Source organism: Saccharothrix sp. CCNWYY140, assembly GCF_037401995.1.
In the GTDB taxonomy this organism is placed as follows: domain Bacteria; phylum Actinomycetota; class Actinomycetes; order Mycobacteriales; family Pseudonocardiaceae; genus Actinosynnema.
Genome location: NZ_JBBEGC010000146.1, coordinates 1 through 16,809 on the forward strand (window position 1 = coordinate 1; position 16,809 = coordinate 16,809).

Below are 16,809 nucleotides of genomic sequence, written 5' to 3' on the forward strand. Positions count from 1 at the left end.
GGGGGAACCGACGCCCTTCACCCCCCATCGGTGGTCTCCCTGCGCGCTTTTGATCTTGAGAGCGCGAAGCGCGTTCGAGCTTGCGAGCGCGAAGCGCGTTCAGCTCAAGAGCGAAGCGTCTTAGAAAGCTAAGACCCCCGGCGAACGCCCAACAAAACGCGCACGGTGTCGGTGAGCACCCGCACCGGGAGCACGTCCTGCACCACGAACCGCTGCACGCCCAGCCCGATGCCCAGGCTGAGCAGCGTCCGGGCCAGTTCGCGGGCCGGCAGCAGCGGGGTCAGGCCGAATTCGTCCACCTGGGACTGAACCAGCCGCTCCAGGGCGCTGACCACCAGGGCGTCCCGCCGCCCCAGGTCCGCCTGCAACTCCCGGTTCTGCCGCGCCTGCAACGCGAACTCCACCTCGAACTGCGTCCGGGGCGCGTCGCCGAGCATGCCCTCCGCGTACTCCTCGAACGCCCGGAACCGGTCCTCCAGCGTGCCGACCTCGAACGCGCGCCCGATCTCGGCGATCCGCTCCGCGTAGAGCCGGTCCAGCACGACCAGGCACAGCTCGTCCTTGTTGCGGAAGTTCGAGTACACCGCGCCCTTCGAGAAGCCGGCTGCCTCGGCGACCTTGTCCAGGGAGGTGGCGTGGTAGCCGTCGCGGAGGAAGAGGCGTTGGGCGGTGTCGGTGAGCAGGTCGCGGGTGCGGGCCTGGCTTTCCGCGCGGGTCAGTCGGGGCACCCGTTCAGCCTACGTTGACAGACCACCGGTATCGAAATACCGTCGGTATCCATGACGACGGTGGACGTGCTGGTGGTGGGTGCGGGGGCCTCGGGCATCGGGGCGGCCATCAAGCTCAAAGAGGCCGGCTTCGACCTGCTGGTCCTTGAAAAGGGCGACTCGGTCGGCGGCACCTGGCGGGACAACACCTACCCCGGCTGCGCCTGCGACATCCCGTCCTCGCTGTACTCGTACACCTTCGCGCCCAACCCCGACTGGGGACGCGTCTTCGCCGAGCAACCCGAGATCCGGGCCTACCTCGAACGGACCACCGAGCGGTTCGGGCTCACGCCGCTGATCCGGTTCGGCACCGCCGTCACCGAGGCCCGGTGGGACGGCGAGCACTGGCAGGTCGACACGTCCCACGGCCACTACACCGCCCGGGTCCTGGTCTCCGGCACCGGACCGTGGCACGAACCGCTGCTGCCCGACCTCCCCGGCCTGGCGGACTTCCCCGGCGAGGCCTTCCACTCCTCCCGCTGGAATCACGACTACGACCTGACCGGCAAACGGGTCGCCGTGGTCGGCACGGGGGCCAGCGCGATCCAGTTCGTGCCCAAGATTCAGCCGAAAGTGGGTCAACTGCACCTGTTCCAGCGCACCGCCCCCTGGGTGCTGCCCAAGATCGACCACCGGATGCCGTGGATCGAAAGGGCACTCTTCCGGTACGTCCCGATCACCCAACGGTGGTACCGCAACGCTTTCTACAGCGGCCTGGAAGCGTTCAGCTTCGCCTTCCGCCACCCGAAGGTCATGCAAGTGATCCAGAAGGCGGGTCTGTGGAACCTGCACCGGTCCATTCAGGACCCAGCCCTGCGCAAGGCCCTCACGCCGGACTTCGTCCTCGGCTGCAAGCGCCTGCTCATGTCCAACACCTACTACCCCGCGCTCACCAAGCCGAACGTCGAGGTCCTACCCCAGGCCATCGCGCGCATCGAGGGCAACGAAGTCGTCGCCAAGGACGGCACCCGCCGTGAAGTGGACGCGATCATCTTCGGCACCGGCTTCCACTTCAGCGACCCACCGGTGGCCAAGCACGTCTACGGCGCGGACGGCCGCAGCCTCGACGAGGTGTGGCAGGGCAGCCCGCAGGCCTACCTGGGCACCGCCGTGCACGGCTTCCCGAACCTGTTCCTGCTGCTGGGCCCCAACCTCGGCACCGGGCACTCGTCGGCGTTCACCATCATCGAGACCCAACTGCGCTACCTGCTGGACGCCCTGAAAACCATGCGCCGCAACGGGTGGCACAGCGTCGAGGTGCGTCGGCCGGTGCAGGAGGTGTTCAACACCGAGGTGCAGGAAGCGCTGAGCACGACCGTCTACAACGCGGGCGGCTGCATGAGCTACTACATCGACGCCAACGGCCGCAACAGCACCCTGTGGCCGTGGTCGACGGTCCGGATGACCAAGCGCATCAAGGACTTCTCCCCCGCCGACTACGTCACGGCGGTGCCGGCGGAGAGGCCCGGCGCCGTGGTCGACGCCGGGCCGGACCGCTAGCCGAAGTTCACGTCACTGCACCACATGTAGGTCTGGTCGAGGTGCGACGCCTGCCAGATCGTGAACACGATGTGGCGTCCCCGGTAGGTGCCGTTGGTCTGGATGTCGAACTTGATGTCCTTCGCCGGGGCGTACCTGCCGGTCTGGGTGATGAAGTCCAGGTTCCCCCACCCGAGGCGCTGGGTGGTCGGGTCGAACCCGTTCTTGCTGATGTAGACCCGGAAGTAGTCGGCGCCGTGGCTGGCCTGGTCGTACAGGTGCATCTGGAAGGTGCTGCCGACGTTGGTCGCCTTCCACGCCCCGGGCGTGTTCAGGGAGTTGTTGCGGGACAGCGCGTTGCTGCACAGCTGCCCGTCGGGGGTGGAACCCTGGAAGTTGCCGCGCAACCCGTCCCGCAGCGCACTCATCCAGTTCCACATGGTGTCGGCGTTGGCCTGGAAGGCCTGCCAGCACATGGGGTCCTGGGTCTGCATGACCGGGTTGGTGTGTTGGCTGCCCCAGGTCTGCCAGCACTGGTAGGCGCGGGTCGGGGGACCGACGATCGTCCCGTGCGCCGATGCCGTCGGAGTCCAGACGAACATGCTGGCGAGGACGCCGACGACCAGTGCGATGACACCACGCCGTCTGACGGACCAGGAGGAGCTACGCATGTGCATGGAAGTGCCTCCATTCTCCGAACGATGGTGGCGGCGAATCCTGGGAGCGCTCCCGGAGCGAGTTCCAGCCTATCCGTTACAGAACGAAACTTCAACGAAACTTACCGTGATCAGTCCGGCTGTTCACAGAAGGTGGGTTGCGGACCTCACCGCGTCGGCGTCGACGGGATGGACTTCGGCACGGGGACCGGGTAGTCCGCCTGCGTCACGCGGATGATGTCGCCGTAGCGCTCGACGAGCTTGGGCCGGTCGGACTCGCCGGCCACGGTCGTGACGTTCACGCCCGACCCGTCCACCGCCGGAGCCCACGTCGTGAGCTGCACGCCCTGGCTCTTCCAGTAGTCGGCGTCGGCGTTGAGCCGCTCGACCACGCTCTCCATCTTCGACAGCGGGTACACCGAGTCCACGAACTTCAGCCGCACATCGGGCGCAGCCTCGCGCGCGGCCTTGTCCAAGGCCTCGTCGGGCACCCGGTACACCACGATGGCGCCGTCCACGCCGTCGGCCACGAGCCCGGAGTAGGTGCCCTTGAACTTCGACTGCAACATCGGCTCCAACGCCTGAGCGGCCGACTGGACCGCTGGGTCGTCGCCCTGCTGGACCGGTGCGCTCGTCGTGGTGGCGGGCGGCGCCGGTGGCGGGGTGCCCGGTTCCGCGCGGGCGCAGCCGCCCAGCGCCACCACCAGCAGGACCACAGGTACGACCCGGTTCACGTTGCAGACCTCCCGTTGCGCCGTCGCACCCAGGACGGTAGCGACGGCGCGCGGGGTTGCATCAGCGCCGGATCTGGTTCAGCGCCGACGGCGTGACCTCAGGTAGTCGCTGACCACCGCCGCACCCAGGCCGTCCTCGCCGGGCGCGACCACCCGGCCGCCGCTGCGCCGGGCGACCAAGTCCACGAACCGCGCCAGCCGCGGGTCGTCACCCAGCTTGAACACCGTGAGCGCCGCGCCCATCCGGGCCAGGCCGTCCACCTCGGCGATGGTCTTGGCCAGCGTCCGGGGCTGCGGCGGGTAGAAGAACTCGGCCCCGCCGTCGGCCTCCAGGTGCGCGGTCGGCTCGCCGTCGGTCACCACCAGCACCACCGGCTGCGCGTCGGGGTGGCGGCGCAGGTGCCGGGACGCCAGCAGCAGCGCGTGGTGCAGGTTGGTGCCCTGCTCCCACACGCCCTCCAACGCGGTGAGCTGCCCGATGTCCACCGTCTCCGCGTGCCGCCCGAAGGTGATGAGCTGCAACGCGTCCGTGCGGAACCGGGTGCGGACCAGGTGGTGCAGGGCGAGCGCGGTGCGCTTCATCGGCACCCACCGGCCGTCCTGCACCATCGACCACGACGTGTCCACGCACAGCGCCACCGCCGCCCGGGACCGCTGCTCGGTCTCGCTGACCTCGACGTCCACCACGTCCAGGCTGATCTCGCCGGTCCCGCCGCGCAGCACCGCGTTGGTGACCGTGCGGGGCACGTTCCACGGTTCGGTGTCACCGAACTCCCACGGCCGGGTGCTGCCGATCAGCTCGCCCGCAGCACCGGCCCGCGTGTTGTCCCGCTGCCCCTGCGCCCGGACGCTGTCGATGACGCCGCGCAGCGCGGTCTCACCCAAGCGCCGCAACGCTTTCGGGGTCAGCCGCAGCGAGCCGTCGGGTGCGCGTTCGAGCAGGTTCTGCTGCCTCAGCTCGCGTTCCAGCTCGGCCAGCCTGCGCGCGTCCACCCCGGCCTCGTCGCCGAGCTGGCGGACCAGGGCTTCGAGGTCGATGTCCTCCAGCCGCGCGCCGGGGTAGGACTGGGCGAGCTGCTCGGCCAGCGCGTCCAGCTCGGCCAGGTCCGCCATCGCCTGCGCGCCCTCGCCCAGGCCCAGCGGCTGGTTGCCGCGGAACCGGGCAGAGCCGTTCCAGTCCTCGCCGGGCCGCAGCCCCTGGAGGAGGGAGTCCAAAGTGGACAGTTGCTGACCGATGCCCGAGTTGCCGAAAGCCTGCTGGGACAAGGCGTTGAGCTCTTGCCGCTGCTCCTCGGTCATCGAGTTCATCATCCGCTGCGCCGCCGCCGAGCGGGCCGCCAGGGCGTCGATCAGCTCCTCGACGTTGTGCGGGTTCTCCGGGAAGAACTCGCCGTGCTTGCGCATGAACTCCTGGAACTGCTCGGGCGTGTCCTCGCCCTGGGCGTGCGCGGCGAGCAGGCCGTTGAGGTCGTCCAGCATCTCGCGGATGCGCTCGACGTCCTGCGGCTGGACGTTCTGCATCGCCTGCTTCATGCCCTGGAACCGCTGGTCCATCAGTTCCTTGCCGAGCAGGTTCTGGATCTGCTCGAAGGACTCGCGGGCCTGCGGCGACCGCCAGTCGTACTCGGCCAGCTCGCGGACGGCCGCCGCGGTGCCCTGCGGCAGCGCGTCCAGCTGCGCCTCGCGGAAGCGCGCCTCGTCGTCGGGGTCGGGGAACAGCGCCGCCCGTTCGGCCTCCAACGCCTGGTCCAGCAGCCGCCGGATCTCCTGGAGCGTGCCGTCCAGCCGGTGCCGGCGCTGGATGGACGCGCGCCGCTGCCACAGCCGGGAGGTCAGGTCGTCCAGCCCGCGCTGCCCCGGCAGGCCCCGGCGCAGCAACTCGCGCAGCGCCGACTCCGGCGAGGCGCCCTCCATGACCTCGCGGCCCAGCTCGTCCATCGCCGCCCGCAGGTCGGTGGGCGGCGCCAGCGGGTCCGGGCCGTCGACGTACCGGCCGTAGCGGTAACCGGTCATCCGTACACCGATCGGTCGTCGTCGCTGTCCTTGGACAGCTGACGGGTCAGGTAGAGCGCCTCCAAGGCGAGTTCGACGGCCGAGGCGATGCGGCCCGCCGGGTCCTTGGGCCCCGCGCCGACCCGCCCGGCCACCTCGTGCAGCAGCGGCAGCTCGGGCAGCGCGGCCAGCAGGTCGCCCGCGTGGACGCGTTCGCCGGTGGCCACCGGGTGCCCGTCGGACACCAGTTCCGCCAGCTGGCGCAGGTTCAGCCCGGCGAACGTGGCGCGCGCGGTGTCGGCGACCGAGCGGCGCAGCAGGTGGGTCAGCACCTCCTGCTCGCGGCCCTCCTCGCCGGCCTCGAACTCCAGCTTGCCGCGCAGCACCTCCGGCACGGACTCCAGGTCCACCGGCCGCGCGATGGCCGGGTTCTCGCCGATCAACGCGCTGCGCCGCAACGCGCTCGCGGCCACCGTCTCCGCCGCCGCCACCGCGAACCGCGCCGAGACGCCGGACCGCTGGTCGATCGCGGAGGACTCGCGCAGGTGCCGCACGAACCGGGCGATGACCTCCAGCAAGTGGTCGCCGACCTCCGCGACCAGGTCCGCCTCCTGGCGCACCAGGTCCACCTCGGCGGCGATCTCCAGCGGGTAGTGCGTGCGGATCTCCGCGCCGAACCGGTCCTTGAGCGGGGTGATGATCCGGCCGCGGTTGGTGTAGTCCTCGGGGTTGGCGGTGGCGACGAGCAGGACGTCCAGCGGGAGGCGCAGCGTGTAGCCGCGGATCTGGATGTCCCGCTCCTCCATCACGTTGAGCAGCGAGACCTGGATGCGCTCGGCCAGGTCGGGCAGCTCGTTGACCGCGATGATGCCGCGGTGGCTGCGCGGGAGCAGGCCGTAGTGGATGGTCTCGGGGTCGCCCAGGCTGCGCCCCTGGGCCACCTTGACCGGGTCGACGTCGCCGACCAGGTCGCCGACGCTGGTGTCGGGGGTGGCGAGCTTCTCGGAGAAGCGCTCGTCGCGGTGCTTCCAGGCCACCGGGAGGTCGTCGCCGAGCTCGTGCGCCCGGCGCTTGGACTCGGGGGTGATGGGGTCGAGCGGGTGCTCGTTGAGCTCGGCGCCCTCGATCACCGGCGTCCACTCGTCCAGCAACCCGACCAGCGTGCGCAACAGCCGCGTCTTGCCCTGCCCGCGCTCACCGAGCAACACCACGTCGTGCCCCGCGAGAACGGCCCGCTCCAACTGCGGCAACACGGTCCGCTCGAACCCGACGATGCCGGGCCAGGGGTTGCGCTTCTCCCGCAGGGCGGCCAGCAGGTTGTCCCGCAACTCGGCCTTGACACCGCGCGGGACGTACCCGGCGGCCTTCAGCTCGCCCGCGGTCTTGGGGAGTCCGATCGTCACCCGTTCGACGCTACGCAAGTGGGCGGGACCGTGTCGACGTGGAGTTCCTCCAGAGCCGGACTCCGTTCGCCGAGAGCCGAACTTCCGAGGTCATGGCGAGTCACGGCGCTGGTGGCTGACGGGCGGCGGGTCGCAGCCGGCGGCGGAGCGGTCGGCAGCGGCAACGGCAACGGAGCGGTCGGCGGAGGCGGAGGCGGAGGAGCGGTCGGCGGCGGCAGCAGCAGCGGGTGGCGGCAGCGGCGGGTGTGCGGGCGAATCGGCGCGGCCGGCGAATCGGCGCGGCGGCGCTTTGTGGCTGACGGGCGGTGGCGCGGTGGCGGGTCGTGGTGGCGTGCTGGAAGGCGGAGCGGTTGCCTCCGGCCCCCGGTTCCATTGTCCCACCAGGTACCGACAAAGTGCGGTGTGCGCGCCCGTGGGCAGTGTCCGGTGTGCGCGCCCGTGGGCGGTGTGCGGCTTGCGCGCCCGTGGGCGGTGTCCGGGCTTGCGGACACCGCCCACGGGTGCGTGGTCACCCGTCAGGACAGCGGCGGGTAGGCGTTGCGCATGAGCTCCTGGAACTGGGCGGAGAACCAGTGGCCCGACAGCGGTGCGTTGGGCAGGGCGCCCGACAGGTTGTTGCCGTTGCGCGGGTTGCCGGTGTACGTCGGGTCGCACATCCGGTCGAAGCCCTTGCCCTCGTTGTTCGGGATCTCGGTGCTCGCGCCGTCGGACTCGCCCGGCGGCTTGATCCAGACGTAGGCGTCGACGTTCGGCTTCGGCGCCGCCTTCGGGCGCTCACCGAGGCCGGCACCGCTCTGGTTGCACCAGTTGCCCTTCTGGATGCGGCGGTCGATGCGGGACTCGTCGACGTACTTCACCGGGTCGGTGCTGGTCGACTTCCCGGCCGGGCGGTTCGCGCCGCCCCAGCCGTTGCGGGAGGTGTCGATCAGCATGCCGATGCCGCTGTCGAAGCCCTGCTTGACCAGTTCGGCCCGGAACGCCGTGGCGAAGCCCAGTTCACCGTTGAAGTCGTTCCAGTCCACCCACTTCGAGGCCTGCTTCACCTGCTGGCCGCCGACCACGTCGTCGACCGTCCAGTACGGCTCCTCCAGCGCGGAGTAGTTCGCCGTGTTGGTGATGAAGCCGTGGACGTCGGCCTTCGTGACGCCCTCGCGGCCCAGGATGGAGGCCATCATCTTCGCCGAGGCGAAGAAGTTGTCGTACTCGGGAACGGTGTCGCCCCACCCGATCCAGCCGTGGTGGCCGGAGTCGAGGTAGTTGTAGACGTTCGGGATGTCGCCGAGCTTGGACACCGCGTACGCCACACCGTTCTGGTAGTTCTGGTTCTGCTTCATCACGTCGCACTGCGGCGTGGCCGTCGCGCGCGGCGTGACGTTGGTGACCAGGTTGGGCAGCGAGTCGATCTCGATGACCGTCACGATGCGCAGGCGCGCGTACTCCGGCCGGGCCAGGATGCCCGCGATCTTGTCGATGTACTCGGCCTTGTAGCGCGACAGCTCGTCGGGCTTGAGCTCGCCGTTGGACGCCAGCGCCGCGCAGTCGCGGCCGGGCAGGTTGTAGATGACGACCTGGAAGACCAGCTCACCACTGGCCGACGCGGCGCGCTGGCGCTCCGCCTCGTTCAGGTGGTCGGCCAGCCCCATGCTGCCGGTGGTCGGCGAGCCGTTGCCGTCGATCGCGCTGATCCGGTCCATCCAGACGCCGGTCGGCTGGTTGGCGACCCGCGAACCACCCGGCTCGGCCGCGGCCTGCCGGCTCCACTGCGGGTTGACGTACACGCCCGCGCCCACGTACGGGTTGTCCGCCCGGGTGCCCGGGTCGGGGTTGCCCGTTGTCGTCGTGGTCGTCGTCGTGGTTGTGGTCGTCGTGGTCGTGGTGGTGGTCGTCACCGTGCCGGTGCAGACCGTGCCGTTGAGCCGGAACTGGGTCGGCTTCGGGTTCGAGCCGTTCCAGGAACCGTTGAACCCGGGCGTGACCGACGCGCCGGACCCCAGGGTGGCGGACCACTCGGGGTTGCGGACGGTCACCTTGGTCCCGGACTGGCTGAACCGGCCGTTCCAGCCCTGCTGGACCGTCTGGCCCGCGGCGAAGTCCCAGTCCAACGTCCAGCCGCCGGAGATCGCGTCCCCGAGGTTGGTGACCGTGACATTGGCCCCGAAACCGCCTTGCCACTGGCTAGTGATGGTGTAGTCGACCTTGCAACCCGGCGCGGCGACGGCGGTACTACCACCGAACACCACCGCCGCGGCCGACAGGGCGCCCACCGACACCATCGCCATCGCTCCGGCCGTTCTCCGCGACCGGAGGAATGTGCGAGGACTCATGCATCGCCTCCTTGCGAGCAATTCATCGTCTGGGAGCGCTCCCAGTGGTTTCCCGACTCAACGGTGAGCCGGTACCGGGGAAGGGTGACTGGGAGCGCTCCCAGACGTACGGTAACCCACGACACATCACGTTGACGAGGGGTTCATTCACAGCGCGTGTGCGCACGTTCCGGTTAGGACGGGCCTGACCAGCGGCGATTCATGATCAGTTGCACGAACGTCGAAATGCCATACCGAAGCGGCGCGCGACCGAAAAGGCTAAGGAATACGACGGAAAAGGTGAGGGGCGTCCGACTATTCGGCCGGACAACACACGTATGATGTTTCAGCGAATGGCGGAGTCAATGCCGTCCGGCACCTTGGTCGGACAACACGCGCACCGCCTCATCCACCGCCGCCAACCGCGCCCGCCGAACCGCCTCCGACAACGGCCGCAAAGCCTCGTCCCGCGCGGTCTGAGCGGAGGCTGAAAGAGCGCCGCCCGGCGCGTCCGAAGCGGCCACCTGGAGGATCGCCGCGACCTCGGCGGCCCGCTGCAACACCCGCAACGTCCGGGGTGGCATGCCGGTGGGCCACGGGAGTTTGGTGTGGGCCGACGACAGGTCGGCGATTTCCTCGCGCACGTTTGGTCGGTGGCGGGCCACGTCCAGGGTGATCAGAGCCGTGGCTGCCTCGCGCATCGCCGACGCCAGGCCGTGTTCGGCCTCGCCGATGGGCACGTGTTCGGCCGGGGTGACGGTGGGCAGGTCGAACAGGGTCCAGCGCAGTACGCCCTCGGCTACCAGACGCGGCACCAAGCCCACGCCGACCTCGGGCAGCACTACGGCCTGGCCGGCGCGCAGTGCGCTCGCGCTCAAAGGCCCCCGGCCGCCCAGACCTCGGACGTCTCCGGCTACCGGGAGCACCAATCGGGCCGTGGAGGTCGACGCCCTACGCAGGGCGGCCAGCAGCAGGGCCGCGCCCACCGGGGTTTCGTCCGGGCCCGGGAGGTCGAGGGCGGTGGCGGTGCCGTCGTCGTCGGCTACCACCTCGTGCAGCTCAGCCCAGAAACCCAGGGCGTCCAGGACGTCGTCGGCCGCCGCCGCTCCGTGGAGCCAGGCGGACGTCCACACGACCATCGTCGCACTCGCACAGGACACGGCACTCAACCTTACGCGCGCGCACCGACAACTCAGGCGGCCGGCCCGACGTGTTCGGCCAGCAGGGAGCGGAAGCGGTCTACGGCGTCGGGGTCGGGGAAGGCGCGGTGCGGCACGGCGTACATCGCCGTGGTGGCGGTTCGGAGCACGAAGACACCGCCGGTTTCCGACCAGGCCGGCAGCTCCGACCAGTCCAACTCGCTGCGCGCCGCCTGGCCGACGGACATGCGCAGCGAGTGGGCGTCGGCCGTCCCGGTGACGGTCTTGGCCGCCAGCGGGTGGTTGTGGAAGTTCACCGCGGTTCCGATGGGCACCAGTGCGATGATGATCACAGCCAGCGCCAGCCCGAACACGCCCGCCCACGTCATGCCCAGGGCCAGCACCACCGCCCCGAACACGCCCAGCACCAGGCCGAACCACGGCGCCCACCGGTAGAGCGGGACGGCCGTGCGCAGGGCCTGCCGCCAGTCCGACGGCTGCGGGGACCAGGTGAAATCGACGCTCACCGCGCGGGCCTCTTCGCGGGCTCGCAGCACAGCGGCGCGCACGGGGCGCCGTTCACGGTGCAGCCGGCGGCCGGGAACGCCGAGAGCTTGCGGGGCGAGAGGTCGGAGGTGTGCTCTCCCACCAGCTCCGCGACGAGCTGCGCGAACCGCGGGTCGCCGTTGGGCGTGGCCGCGCGGGCGAAGCCGATGCCGAGTTCGGCCGCCCGGTCGCGGGCCTCGGTGTCGAGGTCCCACACCACTTCCAGGTGGTCGCTGACGAACCCGATCGGGCACACGACGACGTTGGGCACGCCCTTGGCGTGCAAGGCGTCGATGTGGTCGACGATGTCGGGCTCCAGCCACGGGATCTGCGGCGGCCCGGACCGCGACTGCCACACCACGTCGTACTCGGGCAGCGACAACGCGGAGGCCACCAGCCGGGACGCCTCTTCCACCTGCCGGGAGTAGCGGTGGCCGCCCTCCTCCGGCGGGCCGGCCGCCTTGTCCGCCGACACCGGGACGGAGTGCGCGGTGAACACCACCCGGTAGTCGTCGAACGGCTCGGCCGCCACGCGCACCGACTCGGCGAAGGAGTCGATGAACAGCGGGTGGTCGAAGAACTGGCGCAGCTTCACCAGTTCGGGCGCGTCCGGCACGGCGGCACGGGCGCGCTCGATGTCCTCGTCGTACTGCCGGCACGCCGAGTAGCCGCCGTAAGCGCTGGTCGGGAACACCAGGGCGCGTCGGACGCCCGCGGCCTTCATCTCGGCCAAGGTGTCCTCGACCATCGGGTGCCAGTTGCGGTTGCCGAAGTAGATCGGCAGGTCGACCAGCGGCTCGACGGCGGCGATCGCCTGGCGGTTGAGGGCGTTGATCGGCGAGACGCCGCCGAAGTGCAGGTAGTGCTGCTCCACCTCGTCGAGGCGTTCGGGCGGGACACCGCGGCCCCGGGTCACGTTCTCCAGGAACGGTCGAACGTCCTCGGGTCCTTCCGGGCCGCCGAAGGACAGCCAGAGCAGCGCGTCGTAACTCACGGGTCCCATCCTCGCGCTGACCACCGGGCGCCGCACAACCGGGTCCGGGTGATCACCGACACCGCGTGCAGTACCCGCCGGGAGGGACGTCGCGGCCCCTCCCGGCGAGGTGTGTCTACAGGCCCAGGAAGTGCACGCCACCGTCCACGAACACCATCGAACCGGTGGTGGCCGGGAAGAAGTCCGACAGCAGGCCGCACACGGACTTCGCGACCGGCGTCGGGTCGTTGACGTCCCAGCCCAGCGGAGCCTTCTCGCCCCACATGGCCTCCAGGTCCGCGAAACCCGGGATCGACTTCGCGGCCATCGTGCGCACCGGGCCGGCCGAGACCAGGTTCACCCGGATGCCCTGCGGACCCAGGTCGCGGGCCAGGTAGCGGTTGATCGACTCGAACGCCGCCTTCGCGGCGCCCATCCAGTTGTAGGCGGGCCAGGCCTGGCGGGCGTCGAAGTCCAGGCCCACGACCGACGCGCCGCTGCCCATCAGCGGCAGCGTGGCCTGGACCAGCGACTTGTACGAGTACGCCGAGACGTGCATCGCGGTGGCCACGTCCTCCCACGGCGCGTCCATGAACGGCGCGCCCAGGCACGACGGCGGGGCGTAGCCGATGGCGTGCACGACGCCGTCGAGGCCGTCCACGTGCTCGCGCACCCGGTCGGCCAGCGTGTCCAGGTGCTCCTGGTTCTGCACGTCCAGCTCGACCACGGGCGCGGGCTGCGGCAGCCGCTTCGCGATCCGCTCCACCAGGCTCAGCCGGCCGAACCCGGTGAGCACCACCTGGGCGCCCTGCTCCTGGGCGACCCTGGCCACGTGGAAGGCGATCGACGCGTCGGTGATCACCCCGGTGACCAGCAGCCGCTTGCCTTCGAGCAGACCCGTCACGAGTGTTTCCTCCGGAAGTTGTGCGAAAGATGAACGGTCAGTGGCCCATGCCGAGGCCGCCGTCGACCGGCAGCACCGCGCCGGTGATGTAGGCGGCGGCGTCGGAGGCCAGGAAGGTGACGGCGGCAGCGATCTCCTCGGTGGTGCCGTACCGGCCGGCGGGCACCTGGGCGAGGATCTGCTTGCGGCGCTCCTCGGGCAGCGCGTCGGTCATGTCCGTGGTGATGAAACCGGGCGCGACGACGTTCGCGGTGATGTTGCGCGACCCCAGCTCGCGGGCGATCGAGCGGGCCACGCCCACCAGGCCCGCCTTGCTGGCCGCGTAGTTGACCTGGCCCGCGCTGCCCATCAGGCCCACGACGGAGGAGATGAACACGATCCGGCCGTAGCGCTTGCGCAGCATGCCCTTGGACGCGCGCTGCGCCACCCGGAACGCGCCGGTCAGGTTGGCGTCCAGGACGCGGGTGAACTGCTCGTCGGTCATCCGCAGCAGCAACGTGTCGTCGGTGATGCCGGCGTTGGCGATGAGCACCTCGACCGGGCCGTGCGCGGCCTCGACCTCGGCGAACGCCGCGTCGACCTCGGCGGAGCTGGTGACGTCGCACTTGACGCCGAGCAGGCCCTCCGGCGAGCCCGAGCCCCGGTGGGTCACCGCGACCTTGTCGCCCTGCGCGGCGAACGCCTGCGCGATCGCCAGACCGATACCCCGGTTGCCGCCGGTGACCAGTACGGACCTCGACACACCCTGCTCCCATCGCTGCTGGTTGATGCGGGGCGAGGCTATCTCCTACCGCCAGGTACGCCACCACGGGCCGGGGGTGGATCACAATCGGCCGCGTGACCGGTTTCGTGGAACAACTGCGCGCCGCGGTCGACGGCGACGTCCTCGCCGACCCCGCCACCCGCGCGCTGTACTCGGTGGACGCCTCCAACTACCGCCACGTGCCGCGCGTGGTCGTGCGCCCCCGGTCGGTGGACGCGGTGGTGGCCGCGGTCGGCGTGGCGACCGCGTTCGACGTGCCGATCACGAACCGGGGCGCGGGAACCAGCGTCGCGGGCAACTCCGCCGGTCCGGGCTTGGTGATCGACTTCGCGAAGTACCTCGACCGGGTGATCTCGATCGACCCGGACGCCCGCGTCGCCGTGGTGCAGCCCGGGGTCGTGCTGGACCGGCTCAACGACGCCGCCCGCCCGTTCGGCCTGGTGTTCGGCCCGGACCCGTCCACGCACTCCCGGTGCACGATCGGCGGGATGATCGGCAACGACGCGTGCGGCGCGCATTCGGTGGCGTGGGGCAAGACCAGCGACAATGTGCACGCGCTGGACGTCCTGCTGCCCGACGGACGACGCTTCAACACCCGCCGGCCGCCCGCGCTGGACCTGCCGGCCGTCGACCCAGGTTGGTTCCCGACGCTGGACCGGCGCGTGTCCGGGTACCGACTGGACGCCCTGCCCGACCTGACCCGGGCGCTGGTCGGCTCGGAGGGCACGTGCGTGACGGTGCTGGGCGCAACGCTCAAACTGGTGGAGGCCCCCACCCGCCGGGTCTTGGCGGTGCTCGGCTTCGACGGCCCGTACGACGCCGCCGACCACGCCCCGCTCGTGCGCACCCTGCCGGTGCTCGCGGTCGAGGGCATCGACGTGAAGCTGGCCGAGTCCGCCGGCAACTCCCGCCTGCTGCTGCCACGCGGGGTGAGCTGGCTGTTCGTGGAGACCTCCGACGAGGACACCGCCCACGCCGCAGCGGCTCTGGCCCCGCACTCGGTGGTCGTGACGGACCCGGCGCGGCAACGCGCGCTGTGGCGGATCCGCGAGGACGGCGCGGGCCTGGCGACCCGGATGCCGGACGGCGGCGAGGCGTGGTCGGGCTGGGAGGACGCCGCCGTGCCACCCGAACGGCTGGGCCAGTACCTGCGGGAGTTCGACGCGCTGCTGGCCGGTCACGGAAGGCGCGGCGTGACGTACGGGCACTTCGGCGAGGGGTGCCTGCACGTGCGGATCGACTTCGACCTGCGCTCGGGCTACCGGCAGTTCCTGGAGGACGCGGCGGACTTGGTCGTGGCGCACGGCGGTTCGCTGTCCGGTGAGCACGGCGACGGCCAGGCCCGGTCGGAGCTGCTGACCAGGATGTACCCGAAGGCGGCGATCGAGGCCTTCGGGCAGTTCAAGCGCGCGTTCGACCCGGACAACCGGATGAACCCGGGCCGAATCGTGAACCCTTTGCCGCTGGACGCGGACCTGCGCGTGGTCGTCGCTCCCCCGGTGATCCCCACTCGGGCGGCCTTGGCGCTGCACGCCGATGGCGGGGACCTGGCAGCGGCGACCCGGCGATGCGTGGGCGTCGGCAAGTGCCTGAACACATCCGGCGGCGTGATGTGCCCGAGCTACCGCGTGACACGCGAGGAGAAGCACTCGACCCGAGGCCGGGCGAGGCTGCTGTTCGAGATGCTGGGCGGCCAGGTCGTGCAAGGCGGCTGGCGCTCGCCGGAGGTCCGCGAGGCTTTGGACCTGTGCCTGGGGTGCAAGGGCTGCAAGCGGGATTGCCCGGTGGACGTGGACATGGCCACCTACAAAGCCGAATTCCTGCACCACCACTACAAGCGTCGAGTACGACCGTTGTCGCACTACTCGATGGGCTGGCTCCCGCTGTGGCTGCGGATGCGTCTGGTGAACGGCGTGACGTCCCGATTCGCCCGCTTCGCCGGTGTGGCCGCCGAACGCCCTTTGCCAACGCCGGCCCGTCACACGTTCCAGCGGGAGTTCAAGGGTGGTGGAGAAGGGGAACGGGTGGTTCTGTTCCCGGACACTTTCACGAACTTCTTCGAACCCCGGATCGGCTTGGACGCGGCGGCGGTGCTGGGTCACGTGGGGCAGGGCGTGGAGGTGCCTAGGTCGGCGGTGTGCTGCGGCCTGACATGGTTCTCCACCGGCCAGTTGGACATGGCCGGACGAGTCGTGCGGCGAACCGCAAGGGCGCTGCGGCCGTGGACGCGGGACGGCGTGCCGGTGGTGGGCTTGGAGCCCAGCTGCACCGCTTTCCTGCGATCGGATGCCTTGGAGGTCGCCGGCGACGACCCGGACGTCGTGCGACTGGCGTCGTCGGTGCGGACGTTCGCCGAGCACGTGTCGCCGTTGCTGGAACCGTTGGCGGAGAACGGATCCGCCGTGGTGCAGCCGCATTGCCACCAGTACGCGGAGTCGGGGACGGCGGCCGATCGGGAGTTGCTGGAACGGGCCGGCGTGAGCGCTTCGATGGTGTCCGGGTGCTGCGGCCTGGCGGGGAACTTCGGCTTCGAGAAGGGTCACTACGACGTGTCGATGGCCGTGGCGGAACTGGAACTGCTGCCCGCTGTCCGTGGAGCGTCGGAGGGGACGGCCGTGGTCGCGGACGGGTTCAGCTGCCGAACCCAAGTGCGACAAGGAACGACGGCGGAACCCGTGCACACGGCGACGTTGGTGGCGAGGGCGTTGGGGATCAGCGAGTCTGCTCGGTGATCCAGGCCAGGTAGTCGGGGCTGCCGGCGAGGACGGGGAGGGCGATGACCTCGGGGGTGTCGTAGGAGTGGTTGGCCTGGATGAAGTCGGTCAGTTCGTCGAGGCGGTCATAGGCAGTCTTGATCCACAGCTGCCACTCCCGATCCTCCTGCACCTCCCCCTCCCACCGGTAGACACTGCGAACAGGGGCACTGACCTGCACACACGCCGCCAACCTCTGCTCGACCAACGCACGGGCGAGACTGGCAGCAGCATCCTCGCGATCAGTGGTCGTGATCACCACAACGTGGTTGTCGCTCATAGCCAAAGCGTATCGACCAGCACCTAAGGAACGCGCTTTCCGCCCGCAGGGCGCCCGAAGTAGCTCGCGCAGCAGACCTCCCAACTTGGGCTTCTTCCGTCATCCCCGTATGGCCTG

At 70.4% G+C, this 16,809-nt stretch carries 14 protein-coding genes; 2 read left to right on the forward strand and 12 right to left on the reverse strand.

Annotated features, from left to right (window positions below):
* Positions 1-128: 128 nt before the first annotated feature.
* On the reverse strand, positions 129-728 hold the full coding sequence (locus tag WBN91_RS34745; RefSeq protein ID WP_337728553.1) for a TetR/AcrR family transcriptional regulator: 600 nt from the start codon (positions 726-728) through the stop codon (positions 129-131).
* Between the two features lie 51 nt (positions 729-779).
* Here WBN91_RS34745 and WBN91_RS34750 point away from each other — a divergent pair, with 51 nt between their 5' ends.
* Positions 780-2,267 carry a flavin-containing monooxygenase gene (locus tag WBN91_RS34750; RefSeq protein ID WP_337728552.1) on the forward strand — a complete coding sequence of 496 codons (1,488 nt, stop codon included), beginning with the start codon at positions 780-782 and terminating at the stop codon, positions 2,265-2,267.
* Here the strand turns inward: WBN91_RS34750 and WBN91_RS34755 are convergent.
* From WBN91_RS34755 to fabG, 10 genes are all read right to left on the reverse strand, one after another.
* On the reverse strand, positions 2,264-2,923 hold the full coding sequence (locus WBN91_RS34755) for a lytic polysaccharide monooxygenase auxiliary activity family 9 protein (protein WP_337728551.1): 660 nt from the start codon (positions 2,921-2,923) through the stop codon (positions 2,264-2,266). The genes WBN91_RS34750 and WBN91_RS34755 overlap by 4 nt on opposite strands.
* Before the next feature lie 146 nt (positions 2,924-3,069).
* Positions 3,070-3,636, reverse strand: coding sequence for a hypothetical protein (locus WBN91_RS34760; protein WP_337728550.1), 567 nt, complete (start codon positions 3,634-3,636; stop codon positions 3,070-3,072).
* A gap of 78 nt (positions 3,637-3,714) precedes the next feature.
* Positions 3,715-5,649 (reverse strand): vWA domain-containing protein, encoded by a 1,935-nt coding sequence (locus tag WBN91_RS34765; protein WP_337728549.1) that lies wholly within the window; start codon positions 5,647-5,649, stop codon positions 3,715-3,717.
* The gene (locus WBN91_RS34770; RefSeq protein ID WP_337728548.1) at positions 5,646-7,031 is read right to left on the reverse strand and encodes a sigma 54-interacting transcriptional regulator; all 1,386 of its coding nucleotides are present in this window, start codon (positions 7,029-7,031) and stop codon (positions 5,646-5,648) included. Before WBN91_RS34770 ends, WBN91_RS34765 begins: the two co-directional genes overlap by 4 nt.
* A 515-nt stretch (positions 7,032-7,546) precedes the next feature.
* Positions 7,547-9,355, reverse strand: coding sequence for a glycoside hydrolase family 6 protein (locus WBN91_RS34775; RefSeq protein ID WP_337728547.1), 1,809 nt, complete (start codon positions 9,353-9,355; stop codon positions 7,547-7,549).
* Positions 9,356-9,696: 341 nt separating this feature from the next.
* The gene (locus WBN91_RS34780; protein WP_443217850.1) at positions 9,697-10,473 is read right to left on the reverse strand and encodes a hypothetical protein; all 777 of its coding nucleotides are present in this window, start codon (positions 10,471-10,473) and stop codon (positions 9,697-9,699) included.
* Positions 10,474-10,526: 53 nt separating this feature from the next.
* Complete coding sequence (locus WBN91_RS34785) at positions 10,527-11,000, reverse strand: YcxB family protein (RefSeq protein WP_337728545.1); 474 nt, start codon at positions 10,998-11,000, stop codon at positions 10,527-10,529.
* Positions 10,997-12,013 (reverse strand): ferrochelatase, encoded by a 1,017-nt coding sequence (locus WBN91_RS34790; protein WP_337728544.1) that lies wholly within the window; start codon positions 12,011-12,013, stop codon positions 10,997-10,999. Before WBN91_RS34790 ends, WBN91_RS34785 begins: the two co-directional genes overlap by 4 nt.
* A 115-nt stretch (positions 12,014-12,128) precedes the next feature.
* Positions 12,129-12,896 carry an enoyl-ACP reductase FabI gene (gene fabI / locus WBN91_RS34795; RefSeq protein WP_337728543.1) on the reverse strand — a complete coding sequence of 256 codons (768 nt, stop codon included), beginning with the start codon at positions 12,894-12,896 and terminating at the stop codon, positions 12,129-12,131.
* A 37-nt stretch (positions 12,897-12,933) separates the two neighbouring features.
* Positions 12,934-13,638, reverse strand: a complete 705-nt coding sequence (gene fabG, locus WBN91_RS34800) for a 3-oxoacyl-[acyl-carrier-protein] reductase (RefSeq protein WP_337728542.1) — start codon at positions 13,636-13,638, stop codon at positions 12,934-12,936.
* A gap of 95 nt (positions 13,639-13,733) precedes the next feature.
* Between fabG and WBN91_RS34805 the strand changes: the two genes are divergently transcribed.
* Positions 13,734-16,391, forward strand: coding sequence for an FAD-binding and (Fe-S)-binding domain-containing protein (locus WBN91_RS34805; protein WP_337728541.1), 2,658 nt, complete (start codon positions 13,734-13,736; stop codon positions 16,389-16,391).
* Here WBN91_RS34805 and cutA read toward each other — a convergent pair.
* Positions 16,372-16,692, reverse strand: coding sequence for a divalent-cation tolerance protein CutA (gene cutA / locus WBN91_RS34810; RefSeq protein ID WP_337728540.1), 321 nt, complete (start codon positions 16,690-16,692; stop codon positions 16,372-16,374). The two genes, WBN91_RS34805 and cutA, sit on opposite strands and share 20 nt — an antisense overlap.
* Between the last annotated feature and the right edge of the window lie 117 nt (positions 16,693-16,809).

What these genes read in the sequence shown, in the direction of transcription:
- WBN91_RS34750 (WP_337728552.1), top strand. Translation starts at nt 780, where the DNA reads ATGACGACGGTGGACGTGCTGGTGGTGGGTGCGGGGGCCTCGGGCATC.
- WBN91_RS34755 (WP_337728551.1), bottom strand. Translation starts at nt 2,923, where the DNA reads ATGCACATGCGTAGCTCCTCCTGGTCCGTCAGACGGCGTGGTGTCATC.
- WBN91_RS34765 (WP_337728549.1), bottom strand. Translation starts at nt 5,649, where the DNA reads ATGACCGGTTACCGCTACGGCCGGTACGTCGACGGCCCGGACCCGCTG.
- WBN91_RS34775 (WP_337728547.1), bottom strand. Translation starts at nt 9,355, where the DNA reads ATGAGTCCTCGCACATTCCTCCGGTCGCGGAGAACGGCCGGAGCGATG.
- WBN91_RS34780 (WP_443217850.1), bottom strand. Translation starts at nt 10,473, where the DNA reads ATGGTCGTGTGGACGTCCGCCTGGCTCCACGGAGCGGCGGCGGCCGAC.
- cutA (WP_337728540.1), bottom strand. Translation starts at nt 16,692, where the DNA reads ATGAGCGACAACCACGTTGTGGTGATCACGACCACTGATCGCGAGGAT.